This window comes from Pseudomonas putida (genome assembly GCF_030159595.1).
In the GTDB taxonomy this organism is placed as follows: domain Bacteria; phylum Pseudomonadota; class Gammaproteobacteria; order Pseudomonadales; family Pseudomonadaceae; genus Aquipseudomonas; species Aquipseudomonas putida_AC.
This window is the reverse complement of the sequence record NZ_BSKJ01000029.1, coordinates 1-1,220: the sequence shown is the minus strand read 5'-3', so window position 1 is coordinate 1,220 and position 1,220 is coordinate 1. Positions and strand designations below refer to the sequence as shown.

Annotated in this window: 1 protein-coding gene; it reads left to right on the top strand. The window is 69.3% G+C overall.

Going from position 1 to position 1,220, the window contains the following annotated elements; translation table 11 throughout:
- Window positions 1-1,220 (top strand): condensation domain-containing protein (locus tag QQL85_RS26410; RefSeq protein ID WP_284368788.1); only part of this gene is annotated, 1,220 nt, incomplete at both ends.

Below are 1,220 nucleotides of genomic sequence, written 5' to 3'. Positions count from 1 at the left end.
CAGGCCGGTATCCACTTCACCCCCAAGGCGCTGTTCCAGCACCAGACGGTGCAAGGGCTGGCCACGGTGGCCAGCGAAGGCGAGGGCGGCCTGAGCATCGACCAGGGTCCGGTCACCGGCCAGGCGTTGCTGCTGCCGATTCACCAGTACTTCTTTGGCGAGGCGATTGCCGAACGGCACCACTGGAACCAGTCGCTGCTGCTCAAGACCGGCCAGGCACTGGATGCCGATCGGCTGGCGCGCGCGCTGCACAGCCTGCGCGGGCACCACGATGCCCTGCGGCTGCGCTACCGCCAGCAGGCGGATGGCCACTGGCAGGCCGAGTTCGGTGCCCTGAACGAGCAGCCGACGTTGCTGTGGGCCGAAGCGGTGGCGGATGCCGACGCGCTGCAGGCCCTGTGCGAGCGTGCGCAGCGCAGCCTCGACCTGGAGAGCGGGGTGCTGCTGCGTGCGGTGCTGGCGACCTTGGCCGACGGCAGCCAGCGCCTGCTGCTGGCGATTCACCACCTGGTGGTGGACGGCGTGTCGTGGCGGATTCTGCTGGAAGACCTGCAAAGCGCCTACGATGGCCAGGCCCTGCCCGCCAAGACCAGCTCGACCCAGGCCTGGGCCGAGCGCCTGCAGGGGCATGCGCAGAGCGCGGCGTTGCAGGCGGAGCTGGGGTACTGGCGCGATGAACTGCAAGGTGCCAGCGCCGAGCTGCCGTGCGACAACCCTGGCGGTTCGCTGCAGGGCATTCACCTGGGCACGGCGCAGACACGGCTGGACGCCAAGCGCACGCGGCAATTGCTGCAGCAGGCGCCGGCGGCGTACCGCACCCAGGTCAACGACCTGCTGCTGACCGCGCTGGCGCGGGTCATCGCGCGCTGGAGCGGGCGTGACGAAGTGCTGGTGCAACTGGAGGGCCACGGGCGCGAGGCGCTGTTCGACGACGTTGACCTGACCCGCACGGTGGGTTGGTTCACCAGCATGTTCCCGGTCAAACTGACGGCGCAGGCGAGCCTTGACGGCTCGATCAAGGGCATCAAGGAACAACTGCGGGCGATCCCGGACAAGGGGCTGGGCTTTGGTGCGCTGCGTTACCTGGGTGACACCCAGGCGCGTGAGGCACTGGCCGGGCTGCCGGTGCCGCGCATCACCTTCAACTACCTGGGCCAGTTCGACGCCAGCTTTGGCGACGGCGAGCAAGGCCTGTTCGTACCCGCGAGCGAGCACGGTGG